Below are 12,252 nucleotides of genomic sequence, written 5' to 3'. Positions count from 1 at the left end.
CGTAACTGGTCGGCGCAAACTTGCGCGGGCTGTCTCATAGCGGTGAATAGAGAGGCTGGCAAGAGTGGATTTCGGATAATTTTGAAGTTTGAGCAATCTGTTGCCGAGGCGGGTGTGATGGAAAAATGACAGGGTGGGGTGAAATTTGCGCAAGCTATCGTAAATCCTTGCGAAACGCTCGCTATTTGCCTTGACAGTTTGGGTGGGGTGACGTAAGCGACCAGCGACTTAAGTGTGGATAGATGTGTCTATACTCAATTTGTGCTCAATCGAGCGCTTTCACCGGCAAATCTTTTAAGGGTTTGCCACTCCGACTGACAAAAAGACGGCCATCTGGTGAAAATCAGCGAGAGCCGGAAACGAACATGAAAGGATAAACAATGTTCGCAGTCATCAAAACTGGCGGTAAGCAGTACCGCGTGAACACCAACGACGTGCTGACCATCGAAAAGCTGGAAGCCGAAGCTGGTGCATCTGTAGAATTCACCGAGGTTCTCGTTGTTGGCGTTGGCGCTGACGCGACGATTGGTGCGCCTTTTGTTGCTGGTGCAACTGTTAAGGCTGAAGTGGTTGAGCATAACCGTGGCAAGAAGGTGATCGCGTTCAAGAAGCGTCGTCGTCAGAATTCCAAGCGGTCGCGCGGCCATCGCCAGCACCACACGGTCGTTCGCATCACCGACATCGTCGCTGCGTAATTGGTCTAACGAGAAACCAGGTTTTAAAGGAGAACTCCAATGGCACATAAAAAAGCTGGCGGTTCATCGCGTAACGGTCGCGATTCGAATTCCAAGCGCCTTGGCGTGAAGAAGTTCGGCGGCGAAGTCGTCATTCCAGGCAACATCATTGTTCGTCAGCGCGGCACGCAGTGGCATCCGGGCGCAAACGTCGGCATGGGCAAGGACCATACCCTCTTTGCACTCACCGCTGGCAATGTGAACTACCGTACGAAGTCTAACGGCCGCGTATTCGTGTCCATTATGCCGAAAACGGCGGAAGCCGCAGAATAAAAGCCGGAGCGTTTTTAACAACCGGCGTCTCATCGACCCGGTTGAACGTTTAAGGTTCAGTCAAGACAAAAGGGAAGATGAGGCGTCACCACCTCTCTTCCCTTTTTCTTTACCTCCAAAGGAGACTGAACCATGGAACGCTTACTTCTCAGGGATGACCCGTTACGGTCACCCGACGATCGGTTAAGGCCTGATCGGTTAAGGCAGAGTTGCCCCGTTCTCTTATCGCAGCGGCTGGTTTTGCGCGCTCCGCATGTCGAGGACATTGACGCCCTTACCCATCTCGCCAATAACGCCGCCGTTGCGACCATGGTGTCGCGCATGCCACATCCCTACACGGCATCTGATGCCGCCGATTTTGTGCGACGTTCCAATCTCGGCGAAATCGGTAAATGCGTGTATGCCATCACCAAAGCGGAAAATGGCGAATTTCTCGGTTGCTGCGCGCTAGAGCCGCATACCGACCTTGAAACGCTGGAAATCGGCTATTGGCTGGGCGAACCTTACTGGAACAATGGTTATGCCACGGAAGCCGCCCATGCGCTGATCGATATGGCGTTTCGTACCCGTGATATTGCCTTCATTGATGCCCGGTGCCGGGTGACCAATGTGGCTGCACGCCGGGTGATCCAGAAGTGCGGCTTCCAGTTTCAGGGTGGCGGCATGGTTGGTCATCTTGCAGCACGCGGCATGGTGCCGGTGGAATGGTACAGGCTGGATCGCAAGACCTGGATGTCTCTCAAGAGCTGGGGGGATATGCGGTGATTGCTGTTCAGGAAAGACGAGTACCTGCGCCATCGACACCCGGTTCTTGCCCGGTGATTGAGACGGAGCGCCTGCTGCTTCGTCCGCATCGCATGAGTGATGCGGATGCCATTGCGGTTTCGCTCAATGATTGGCAGGTGACGCGGATGTTGAGCCGGGTACCTATGCCTTATCATCGGCAAGATGCGGTGGATTGGCTGAACCGGATCAAGGCCGGTGTCACGCCGGATTGGTATCTGGCCATCACCTCGGGTGATGATGTGCACATCGGCATGATCACCGTGGAGCTGCGCCATGGGGTTTGGCACATGAGCTATTGGCTCAACCGCTTCTATTGGGGGCGGGGGCTGATGAGTGAGGCGGCGGATGCGGTGGCGGATCGGTTCTTCCGCCGTATGCCAGAGGCGGTGCTGCATTCCGGCGCGTTTGCCGATAATGCGGCGTCTTTGAAAATCCAGCAAAAACTGGGCTTTACCATCACGCGCTGCGGCGATCTCTATAGCCTTGGGCGCAATGCCATGGCTCCGCATCTTGAAACCCGGCTGACGCAGGATGGGTTTCAGGGCGTAAAATCTCTTTGAAAAGGACGAGGGCGGCCTTTGCCGGTCGCCCTCTGTTTTATGCCAATTCTACCCAGACCGGAAAATGGTCTGAACCAACCGCATGAATATCCACGTGTGCCGCCTTCAGGCGATGGGCGAGAGAGCCGCTGAGAAAGCCGTAATCCAGATGCAGACGTTTTTCCGGGGCACCTGTCTCTTCCCAGCTGTAGCAGCCCGGCGTGAGTTGGCCCAATCGTGCCAGCGCATCGATGGGCGCATCGTGGCGGGCGGTACGGCCATAGTAGGCGTCGATTGTGCCAACCATTTCAACATATTCCGGCGATTCCGGCTGCATGTTGAAATCGCCCAACAGAATGTAATCCTCAGGCAAAGGCGGTTGGGTCAGATTGTGAAGCTCATGGGCACCCGTCAGCGCTCCGCCTTCTGCGGCAAAATTGACAATGCGGTCCTTCAAAAAACGGATTTGGGCAATGCGCTCATCCGGGGAAACATGGTCCAGATGCACGGAGTAGACCCGCAAAGGCCCGCTCGGCGTTTCAATCACCGCTTCGGTCGCGCCGCGCTGGATGTTGAGTTTCTCAAAGGTGCGGGTGCGGGGCAACAGCAGCAGTCGGTTGGTCAGGATCGGCCAGCGCGACAGAATCATATTGCCAATCTGGTGGCGCTTATCCACCCGGCGGCCTTTGATCAGGGCAGACGATCCATGCAGATCGCAGGCGGGGCCAAAGACGTAATGGTATTCGGGAAAATGATTGGCAAAAATCTCGACAAGATCGGCTCCGCCATTGGCAGGCGAGCCGCGGGTGACTTCCTGAAGGGCGATGATGTCGGCTCCATCAAGGTTTCTGGCAATGCGCTCGGGGTTGAATTTTCCATCCAAACCGACGCCATATTGAATATTGTAACTGACGAGACGCACGATACTCTTTGACCTCCGGGTCAAGCGGCTATAACGATGGCCGCATGTAATGGGTGTTCAGCCGGGGTGAGAAGTGTCATCTTCAATCTGGCTGATCATTCGGTTTTTTCATTGATGGGCAGAAGCGCCCGATCACACGCGCCCTTCGGGTTGTTGCGTCGGATCAGGTCACGGCCCTGAGGTATCCTGACACAGGAAGTATGGCAAACACATGAAGTTTCTCGACGAAGCAAAGGTCTATATTTTTTCCGGAGCCGGGGGCGCAGGCGCTGTGTCCTTCCGCCGCGAGAAGTTTATCGAGTTTGGCGGACCGGATGGTGGCGATGGCGGTCGTGGTGGTGATGTCTGGGTGGAGGCCGTCAATGGTCTCAACACCCTGATTGACTTCCGCTTTCAGCAGCATTTCAAGGCATCCATTGGTATGCACGGCATGGGGCGTAACCGCACCGGCTCCAATGGCGAAAGCGTGACGCTGAAAGTGCCCGTGGGCACCCAGATTTTTGAAGAAGACAATGAAACGCTGATTGTGGACATGGTCACCGAGGGGCAGCGCTTTCGCCTCGCCACAGGCGGCAATGGCGGCTTTGGCAATACGCATTTCAAATCCTCCACCAATCAGGCTCCCAACTGGGCCAATCCCGGCCTGCCGGGCGAGGAAAAGACCATCTGGCTGCGGCTGAAGCTGATTGCCGATGCCGGTCTGGTGGGGCTTCCCAATGCGGGCAAGTCTACTTTCCTGGCATCCGTCACTCGTGCGCGGCCAAAAATTGCCAATTATCCTTTCACCACGCTGCACCCGAATCTGGGTGTTGCCACGGTGGATGAGCGCGAATTTATTCTGGCCGATATTCCGGGCCTGATTGAAGGCGCGCATGAAGGGATTGGCATTGGCGACCGTTTCCTCGGTCACGTCGAGCGCACCCGTGTGCTGCTACATCTGGTGTCAGCACAGGAAGAAGATGTGGCCAAGGCCTACAAGACCGTCAGCTATGAACTGGAAGCCTATGATGGCGGCTTGGAAGACAAGCCTGAGATTGTCGCGCTGTCGCAGATCGATGTGCTGGACGAGGATGAGCTGAAGAAGAAGGCCAAGGCCCTGCAAAAGGCGTGTGGCAAGAAGCCGATGCTGATTTCGGCCATCACCGGCAAGGGCATGACGGACGTGCTGCGTGCGCTGCGCGATGTGATTGTCGAAAACCGCAGTGATGCCGACAATGTCCTTTCGGATCGGCCCAAGAAAATGCGCCACAAGCTGGAAGACATCGCAGAGGAGATTGAGGAGGACGAGGAATGAGCGCACCGCTCGCGTCTCTCTCGGGCTATCGTCGTATTGTCATTAAAATCGGCTCGGCTCTGCTGGTTGACCACGGGGCGGGACTGAAAAAGCAATGGCTGGATGCGGTCTGTGATGACATTGCCGCCCTGCGCACTAATGGCGTTGAGGTGCTGGTGGTGTCGTCGGGTGCCATTGCGCTGGGGCGTACGGTGCTGTCTTTGGCTCCGGGTGCCTTGAAGCTGGAAGAAAGCCAGGCGGCGGCGGCCGTGGGGCAGATTGCGCTGGCACGGCATTGGTCCGAGAGTCTGTCGCGCTCTTCCATCGTTGCGGGTCAGATTTTGCTGACCTTGGGGGATACCGAAGAACGCCGCCGCTATCTCAATGCGCGGGCCACCATCAACCAGCTTTTGAAGCTGGGGGCAGTACCGATCATCAATGAGAACGACACGGTTGCCACCACCGAAATCCGCTATGGTGATAATGACCGCCTTGCTGCACGGGTGGCAACCATGACCGGGGCTGATCTGCTGATCCTGCTCTCGGATATTGACGGGCTGTATACGGCTCCGCCGCATCTGGACCCAGAGGCAAAACTGCTTCCAGTGATTGCCGAGATCACGCCGGAGATTGAGGCTATGGCGGGCGGTGCCGCCTCCATCTTCTCGCGTGGCGGGATGCGCACCAAGATTGATGCGGGCAAAATTGCCACCAGCGCTGGCTGCGCCATGATCATCACCTCTGGCAAGCCGCTCAACCCGTTGAAAGGCATTGATGAAGGGGCCGCGCATTCGTGGTTTGCGCCGTCGGCCACGCCCGTGACGGCGCGCAAAACATGGATTGCCGGGCAATTGCAGCCAGCCGGAACGCTGACAGTCGATGCGGGTGCTGAACGCGCTTTGCACGCCGGCAAAAGCCTGCTACCTGCGGGTGTGCGTGAGGTCAGCGGTCAGTTTCATCGCGGCGATACGATTTCCGTTGTGGGGCTTGAGGGCCGCGAAATTGCCCGAGGTCTTGCAGGCTATGATGCCGATGAGGCGCGGCGCATTGCGGGCCACAAGTCGATCGAAATTGAAGAATTGCTCGGCTATGCCGGACGCGCTGCAATGATTCACCGGGATGATCTGGTGATGACGGAAGCGACGGGCAAGAAAACAGAGAAGAAGGATGAAGTCCATGCTTGAGAAGGTCACTGACGCCAAGGGTATTGATGCGCTGATGCAGGACATCGGCGCAAAAGCCAAGGCAGCAGCGCGACCTCTGGCCATGGCCTCACCGGAACAGAAAAATACGGCGCTTCTGGCCATGGCCGATGCGCTGGACGCCTCCAAAGATGCAATTCTGGCCGCCAACGCCTTGGACATGCAGGCCGGGCAAGAGGCGGGCCTTGCGCCGTCTTTTCTGGATCGCTTGTTGTTGAATGATGATCGCATTGCTGCGATGGCTCACGGCCTGCGCGATGTGGCGGGCCTGAAAGATCCGGTTGGCGAAGTGATCACCGAGTGGGATCGTCCTAACGGCTTGCATATCGAGCGGGTGCGCACGCCTCTCGGTGTAATTGGTGTGATTTATGAAAGCCGCCCGAATGTGACGGCAGATGCAGGTGCTTTGTGCCTGAAAGCCGGAAATGCGGTGATTTTGCGCGGTGGCTCGGACTCGGTTCATTCCTCACGCGCCATCCATGCCAGCATGGTGGAAGGTTTGAAGGCGGCTGGCTTGCCAGAAACAGCCATTCAACTGGTGCCGGTGACAGATCGCGCCGCCGTTGGTGCTTTGCTCTCCGGTCTTGGCGGCACCGTGGATGTGATTGTGCCGCGCGGCGGCAAAAGCCTTGTGGCGCGGGTGCAGGCGGAAGCGCGGGTGCCGGTTTTCTCGCATCTCGAAGGCATTTGCCATGTGTATGTTGATGCCTCTGCCGATCTGGAGATGGCCAAGAAGATTGTGGTCAATGCCAAGATGCGTCGCACCGGCATCTGTGGTTCGGCAGAAACCCTGCTGGTGGACAGTGCCGCTCTGGGCACGCATTTGCAGCCCTTGCTGGAAGCTTTGACAGAGGCAGGCTGCGAAGTGCGCGCCTCGGCCACCGTGCTGAAAGTGCTGCCATTTTTCAAACCCGCGCAGGAGGAGGATTGGCGCACCGAATATCTCGACGCCATTATTTCCGTGGCGATTGTTGATGGCGTGGGCGGAGCGATCAGTCATATCGCCCACTATTCATCCAATCATACCGAGGCGGTGATTGCTGAAGATCCGGCGGTGGTAGAGCGTTTCTTCAACGAGGTGGATTCGGCCATTGTGCTGCACAATGCCTCAACCCAGTTTGCCGATGGTGGCGAATTTGGCATGGGCGGCGAGATCGGCATTGCCACCGGCAAAATGCACGCGCGCGGGCCGGTGGGTGTTGAGCAATTGACCTCGTTCAAATACCGGGTGCGTGGCACCGGGCAAATCCGGCCCTAACGTGCCAGACAACAGGATAGACGCTCACTATTTGCGGATGCCGCATACCGAGCGCGGCATGGCCATTGGCCTGTTCGGCGGATCGTTCAATCCGCCGCATCAGGGCCATGTGCTGGTGGCTGAAATTGCCCTGCGCAGACTGGGGCTGGATCAGCTCTGGTGGATGGTGACGCCGGGAAATCCGCTGAAAAGCCATAATGGTTTGGCTCCATTGGCGCAGCGTTTGGCCCTATGCGAGCAGATTGCCGAAGACCCGCGCATTAAAATCACGGCGTTTGAAAAGGAGCTGGGCAGCAGCTTCACGGCCAACACGCTGGAGCATGTAAAGCGTCTGAACCCGCATGTGCATTTCATCTGGGTGATGGGGGCGGATAATCTGAAATCCTTCCACCATTGGCAAAATTGGGAAAAGATCGCCACCACCTTTCCCATCGCGGTGATTGATCGGCCGGGGGCGACATTATCCTACCTGTCATCGAAAATGGCCCATAGCTTTGGCTATGCCCGCGTGGATGAATCGGACGCCGGTGTGCTTTGGAAAAAGAAGGCTCCGGCCTGGACTTTCATTCACGGTCCACGCTCAACATTGAGTTCTACAGCCTTGCGTGAGAAGCCTGTCTTGAAAGATTAACCATTCAGTGCCACTTTATAAGCAGGCGCAAAGCAATGGGTGCTTTGAGTCGTTTCTCGTGCTGTTACTTTCGGAAAGGTCGAACACTGACAACAGTACACTTCAAGGGGCGCGACACTGTCGCTACACCCCGCCGCCCGGAACGTGGTGAAAATGCCGCTGCCCGCGCGCTTGAGCTGGTCCTTGCAAGTCTTGAGGACTCAAAAGCAGAAGATATCGTTTCCATCGACATCGCTGGGAAATCAGCACTGGGCGACTACATGGTGGTCGTGTCCGGTCGCTCCTCTCGTCATGTTATGGCGATCTGCGAACATCTCGTCACCGATCTGAAGCAGGAAGGCTTTGGCGCACCGCGCGTTGAAGGCGCTGATGCCGGTGACTGGGTGTTGATCGACAGTGGAGATGTTATCATCCACGTCTTCCGTCCGGAAATTCGCGAGTTCTACAACATCGAAAAGATGTGGTCGGCTCCGGATATCGACGAAGGTCGTTTGCACTAAGGAAGCTTTGGTGCTGAAGAGCACCGCTGAGGGTCGACAGGGGATAGGCAGGCGACTATTGCTGGCCTACAAAACTTCTATGACCTGAAGAGGGCTTCTATGCGCATAGGCATTATTGCCGTTGGCCGGTTGAAAGCCGGGCCTGAGAAAGATCTTGTGTCTCGCTATCTGGACCGCTTTTCCAAGGCGGGACCGGCCTCAGGGCTTGATTTTTCAAGGGTCACCGAGCTTAACGAGAGCCGGGCCTCCAATGCTGCCACCCGCAAGCGGGAAGAAGCCGTGCAGATTGAAAAAGCGCTGCCAGACAATGCGCTGGTGGTGGCTCTGGATGAGCGTGGCAAAAGCTGGAACAGTGAAGAGTTCGCCGCCTTTGTTGGCGACCACAAAGACCGCGGCCGTCGAGATATGGTGCTGATCATTGGCGGAGCCGATGGTCTCGATCCTGAGCTTCGTGATCGTGCTGATCTCACCCTTAACCTCGGTAAAATGACCTGGCCGCATCAGGTGGTGCGTATTCTATTGGCCGAGCAGCTTTATCGGGCTGTGACCATTTTGTCTGGCCATCCTTATCATCGCTCGTGATCACAGCATTTCCAGAAAAAGTGTGCAGCGGTTTTTCGTTTGGAAATGCGAAGTTAGAAGGGTATTTCCAGGAAAAGTGTGCAGCGGTTTTCCGTTCGGAAATGCGCAAAACAAACAGGTATTTCTATCTTGACAAAAGCTATCCTGTTTTGTCATAAATCAGGATAGTAAATGTCATGTTTGATAGGCATGCCGACATGTTGGTTTGTAGCTGCAATTACATCACTGAGAAAGAAATCCGCGATACCATCACGGCGTTTCTCGATGAAGACTGTTGGCAGTTGATTGTGCCAATGAAGGTCTATCATGCCATGGAAAAGCGCGGCCGTTGCTGCGGCTGTTTCCCCAATGTGGTTGATATTATCGTTTCCACGACGCAGGCCTATCATGCTGCGCGCCAAACGGATGGCGAGAAGGTCGTGGACTTCATGGAGCGGCTGAAGCGCTTTCAGGAAGAGCAGAAATCCGAAATTATCGAGCGTCGTAACCGGGTAAATCGGACCGCTTGAGGTTTGTTTTGGATGATGAACAAGCCCCGGTTAGTGCCGGGGCTTTCTTTTTATCCGTTTTCCCCTTTTGTTTGGAATGATTCTAAATATGCGCTCGACTTTTCCGGGTAATCCTGCTTTTATGACCGAAGGCTATGGGATGCGCCGGTTCGGCTGCAACCGTTACAGCCATCTGAAATATAAGAGTTTTCCTCGATGCCGTGGTGGTTCGAGGAAGGGATGACATTAAAACACGTATAAGGGAGTCCTCCGATGAAGGGCGATGCAAAAGTTATTGAACGTTTGAACCAGGCACTGTTTCTGGAACTGGGTGCCGTCAACCAGTATTGGCTGCATTTCCGTCTGTTGGAAGACTGGGGCTTTACCAAGCTGGCCAAGAAGGAACGCGCCGAATCGATTGAAGAAATGCAGCACGCCGACAAGCTGGTTGAGCGCATCATCTTCCTCGAAGGCCATCCAAACCTCCAGACTCTTGCACCTCTGCGCATTGGTCAGACCGTGAAAGAAGTTCTGGAAGCTGATCTGGCTGGCGAATACGAAGCCCGCACCGCTTACAAGGAATCGCGCGATATCTGTTATCAGGCTGGCGACTACGTTTCCATGAAGCTGTTTGAACAGCTGATGATCGACGAAGAAGGTCATATCGACTTCCTCGAAACCCAACTGGAACTGCTCTCCAAGCTTGGCGAAGAAAAATACGGCCAGCTCAACGCTGATTCCGCTGACGCCAGCGAATAATTTTTCTGAATTGAAAAAAGGCCCGGTTTGCATCCGCAAACCGGGCCTTTTCATTTTTATCTCTTGAAAGCTTTTATGCCTTTAGAGCCTTTTCAAACAACCGTCCCATGCGCTCGGCAAAGGCGCGCGGATCGTTTGGCTTGTCGCCATCCAGAATGCGGGCCTGATCATAGAGCAGGTGAACAGCATCCTGCTGGAGGGCGGGATTGCTCTGGGCTGAGGCAATCGCCTTGATCAAGATATGATCAGGGTTGATTTCCAGCACCGGCTTGCTTGCTGCCTGCAACTGCCCGGCCCCTGCCAGGATTTTTTCCAGCTGGCGGTCATAGCCGCTTTCAGATGCCACAAGGCAGACGGCGCTTTCGGTCAGACGGTCCGAGGCCACAACGTCGGACACCTCTTCGCGCAATTGCTCTTTCGCCAAGGCGACGAAGCCTGAAATTTCGGCTTTTGCTTCTGGCGTCTTTTCAGCATCATCACTGTCTGGCTTGGCAAATTGGGCCAGATCGGCAGCCCCCTGGCTGACGGATTTGAAGCTCTTGCCCTCAAATTCCGGCGCGTTCATCACCCAGAAACTGTCAACCGGATCGGACAGCAACAGCACTTCAATGCCACGTGCCTTGAAGCCTTCCAGCTGCGGCGAGACGCGCAATTGTTCGACGCTGCTGCCCGTCAGGTAATAGATCGCATTTTGCTCGGGCTTGGCATCCTTGACGTAATCGGCCAGCGAGCGGTGGTTTTCGCCCGATGTGGTGGTGCGGAAGCGGGCAAGGCCCAGCAACTGGCTCTTGCGCTCATAATCGTCGTAGAGACCTTCTTTCAGCACAATGCCGAAATTGTTCCAGAAGGTCTGGTAGGCGTCCGCATCATCTTTTGCCTGCTTTTCAATGGCGGTGAGCACGCGGTTGGTCACGCCTTTGCGGATGGCCGCCAGAATCGGGCTTTCCTGAATCATCTCGCGCGAGACATTCAAGGGCAGGTCGGCGGTGTCCACCAGACCGCGCACGAAGCGCAAGTAGCGCGGCAGAAGCTCGGCATCGTCAGTGATGAAAATGCGTTTGACGTAGAGCTTCATCCGGCCTTTGCGGTCGGGATCAAACAGATCAAACGGCGGCGTGGTCGGCACAAAAGCCAGCGTGGTATATTCGTGGCGGCCCTCGGCGCGAAAATGCACGGTCAGGGACGGGTCATCATACTGGCCCGATACACCGTGGTAGAAATCGGTATACTCTTCCTTGGTGATGTCATTCTTGGATTTGGTCCAAAGGGCCGTGCCGTCGGTGATCTGGGCTGGCTTTTCATCGGGCTTGTCATACAGCATGATTGGCACCGGCACATGGCCAGACTGCTGCTTGACAATGGCTTCCACCTTGCCGCGACGGGTGTAATCCTTGGCATCCTCCATCAAATGCAGGGTGATGCGGGTGCCGCGTGTGGGGGCGTCGGCCAGATCAAGCGGGCGCACTTCATAGCTACCCTTGCCATCGGATGACCAAAGCCAGGCCTCATCCGCGCCGCCCTTGCGCGAAGCAACATCGACGCGCTCAGCCACCATGAAGGATGAGTAGAAGCCAACCCCGAACTGACCAATCAGCTGCGCGCCTTCAGAAGCCTTGCTGGCCTCAATGCGCTCCATAAAGGCGCGGGTGCCAGAACGGGCGATGGTGCCCAGTGCTTCAATCAGTTCTTCGCGGCTCATGCCAATGCCGTTGTCTTCAATCACCAGACGGTTGTTGTCGGCATCCAGCACCAGCATGATGCGGGCGTCAGGATCGCCAGCCAGAAGCGACGGCGTGGAAATCGCTTCATAGCGCAGCTTTTCGCAGGCATCGGCAGCATTGGAGACCAATTCGCGCAAGAACACATCTTTGTCGGAATAAACCGAATGGACCATCATATGCAGCAGGCGGGCAACATCGGCCTCGAAAACATGGGCTTCGGCTGGTTTCTCAGCGGTTGCAGTCGACATTTTTCTCTATCTCCCCAATCGGTCAGATGGTGAAGCGGATGGGCTAACCGCGGTGTGTTCCACAGCAGACGGCCCGTCTATCCGCTTCAACGGGTATAAATTTCATACAGCGCCGTGCGTTTTATAAAACGCACAAAGGACGCTGTAACACTCTAAATCTGCTGCATAATTTTCACCTTAAATCCACTAGGATTTAAGGAATTATGCAGTAGACCTTGGTGTCTCGGCGCAAAGGCAAGCGCTCAAGAACAAGGCAGGCGCGCCTCAGGTGGCGAAAACTCGGGTGAAATTCAAGATGTAGCAAGGCCGGATTGCAAAATTACTGGCACGAACCTT

At 55.7% G+C, this 12,252-nt stretch carries 14 protein-coding genes; 12 read left to right on the top strand and 2 right to left on the bottom strand.

The window, feature by feature from the left end; genetic code table 11:
- Nucleotides 1–380 precede the first annotated feature (380 nt).
- The 4 genes from rplU (at nucleotide 381) to E6C51_RS10800 (ending at nucleotide 2,353) form a co-directional block, all read left to right on the top strand.
- On the top strand, nucleotides 381–695 hold the full coding sequence (gene rplU / locus E6C51_RS10815; protein WP_146934175.1) for a 50S ribosomal protein L21: 315 nt from the start codon (nucleotides 381–383) through the stop codon (nucleotides 693–695).
- 39 nt (nucleotides 696–734) lie between these two features.
- Nucleotides 735–1,007, top strand: coding sequence for a 50S ribosomal protein L27 (rpmA, locus tag E6C51_RS10810; protein ID WP_146934178.1), 273 nt, complete (start codon nucleotides 735–737; stop codon nucleotides 1,005–1,007).
- A 132-nt stretch (nucleotides 1,008–1,139) separates the two neighbouring features.
- On the top strand, nucleotides 1,140–1,772 hold the full coding sequence (locus E6C51_RS10805; protein WP_190235942.1) for a GNAT family N-acetyltransferase: 633 nt from the start codon (nucleotides 1,140–1,142) through the stop codon (nucleotides 1,770–1,772).
- On the top strand, nucleotides 1,712–2,353 hold the full coding sequence (locus tag E6C51_RS10800; protein WP_190235941.1) for a GNAT family N-acetyltransferase: 642 nt from the start codon (nucleotides 1,712–1,714) through the stop codon (nucleotides 2,351–2,353). The genes E6C51_RS10805 and E6C51_RS10800 overlap by 61 nt, the downstream gene beginning before the upstream one ends.
- Before the next feature lie 37 nt (nucleotides 2,354–2,390).
- Here E6C51_RS10800 and E6C51_RS10795 read toward each other — a convergent pair whose 3' ends face one another.
- Complete coding sequence (locus E6C51_RS10795) at nucleotides 2,391–3,254, bottom strand: endonuclease/exonuclease/phosphatase family protein (RefSeq protein ID WP_190235940.1); 864 nt, start codon at nucleotides 3,252–3,254, stop codon at nucleotides 2,391–2,393.
- 211 nt (nucleotides 3,255–3,465) lie between these two features.
- Between E6C51_RS10795 and obgE the strand changes: the two genes are divergently transcribed.
- The 8 genes from obgE (at nucleotide 3,466) to bfr (ending at nucleotide 9,947) form a co-directional block, all read left to right on the top strand.
- Nucleotides 3,466–4,548, top strand: a complete 1,083-nt coding sequence (gene obgE, locus E6C51_RS10790; RefSeq protein WP_190235939.1) for a GTPase ObgE — start codon at nucleotides 3,466–3,468, stop codon at nucleotides 4,546–4,548.
- Nucleotides 4,545–5,711, top strand: coding sequence for a glutamate 5-kinase (gene proB, locus E6C51_RS10785; protein WP_190235938.1), 1,167 nt, complete (start codon nucleotides 4,545–4,547; stop codon nucleotides 5,709–5,711). The genes obgE and proB overlap by 4 nt, the downstream gene beginning before the upstream one ends.
- Nucleotides 5,704–6,987 carry a glutamate-5-semialdehyde dehydrogenase gene (locus tag E6C51_RS10780; RefSeq protein WP_190235937.1) on the top strand — a complete coding sequence of 428 codons (1,284 nt, stop codon included), beginning with the start codon at nucleotides 5,704–5,706 and terminating at the stop codon, nucleotides 6,985–6,987. Before proB ends, E6C51_RS10780 begins: the two co-directional genes overlap by 8 nt.
- 37 nt (nucleotides 6,988–7,024) lie before the next feature.
- The gene (locus E6C51_RS10775) at nucleotides 7,025–7,618 is read left to right on the top strand and encodes a nicotinate-nucleotide adenylyltransferase (protein WP_190236033.1); all 594 of its coding nucleotides are present in this window, start codon (nucleotides 7,025–7,027) and stop codon (nucleotides 7,616–7,618) included.
- Between the two features lie 35 nt (nucleotides 7,619–7,653).
- Nucleotides 7,654–8,118, top strand: a complete 465-nt coding sequence (rsfS, locus tag E6C51_RS10770) for a ribosome silencing factor (protein ID WP_190235936.1) — start codon at nucleotides 7,654–7,656, stop codon at nucleotides 8,116–8,118.
- Nucleotides 8,119–8,217: 99 nt separating this feature from the next.
- Nucleotides 8,218–8,700 carry a 23S rRNA (pseudouridine(1915)-N(3))-methyltransferase RlmH gene (gene rlmH, locus E6C51_RS10765; RefSeq protein ID WP_190235935.1) on the top strand — a complete coding sequence of 161 codons (483 nt, stop codon included), beginning with the start codon at nucleotides 8,218–8,220 and terminating at the stop codon, nucleotides 8,698–8,700.
- A gap of 176 nt (nucleotides 8,701–8,876) precedes the next feature.
- Entirely contained in the window at nucleotides 8,877–9,209 is a 333-nt protein-coding gene (locus E6C51_RS10760) for a (2Fe-2S)-binding protein (RefSeq protein WP_146934202.1), read from the top strand.
- Nucleotides 9,210–9,461: 252 nt separating this feature from the next.
- The gene (gene bfr / locus E6C51_RS10755) at nucleotides 9,462–9,947 is read left to right on the top strand and encodes a bacterioferritin (protein WP_146934205.1); all 486 of its coding nucleotides are present in this window, start codon (nucleotides 9,462–9,464) and stop codon (nucleotides 9,945–9,947) included.
- 73 nt (nucleotides 9,948–10,020) lie between these two features.
- Here the strand turns inward: bfr and htpG are convergent, their stop codons facing one another.
- Nucleotides 10,021–11,916 (bottom strand): molecular chaperone HtpG, encoded by a 1,896-nt coding sequence (gene htpG / locus E6C51_RS10750; RefSeq protein WP_146934209.1) that lies wholly within the window; start codon nucleotides 11,914–11,916, stop codon nucleotides 10,021–10,023.
- Nucleotides 11,917–12,252 lie beyond the last annotated feature (336 nt).

Source organism: Gillisella terrae, from assembly GCF_004801395.1.
Taxonomy (GTDB): domain Bacteria; phylum Pseudomonadota; class Alphaproteobacteria; order Rhizobiales; family Rhizobiaceae; genus Allorhizobium; species Allorhizobium terrae.
The sequence above is the reverse complement of the archived record's forward strand: the minus strand, read 5'-3'. Positions and strand labels throughout refer to the sequence as shown.